The 266-nt window shown below is 57.5% G+C and carries 1 pseudogene; it reads left to right on the top strand.

Annotated features, from left to right (window positions below):
* Positions 1-266: pseudogene (locus tag REG_RS09525) on the top strand (hypothetical protein); the annotation flags it as partial.

Consider the following 266-nt stretch of genomic DNA (forward strand, 5'->3'; position numbering starts at 1 on the left):
GTGGAAATTATCGACGTGGAGAAGATCCTTGCCGAAGTGGCGCCGACCTCGGAATCGATTTCCGTGGGTGTGGTAGACGCCGAAACCGCGCATAAGGCGATCTCCCTGCGTGTATTGACGGTGGACGACTCCTCGGTGGCGCGTAAACAGGTGACCCGTTGCCTGCAAACCGTCGGCGTGGAAGTGGTGGCCCTCAATGATGGTCGCCAAGCGTTGGATTACCTGCGCAAGCTGGTGGATGACGGCAAGAAACCGGAAGAAGAATT

The organism is Candidatus Regiella insecticola LSR1, from assembly GCF_000143625.1.
In the GTDB taxonomy this organism is placed as follows: Bacteria; Pseudomonadota; Gammaproteobacteria; order Enterobacterales; family Enterobacteriaceae; genus Regiella; species Regiella insecticola.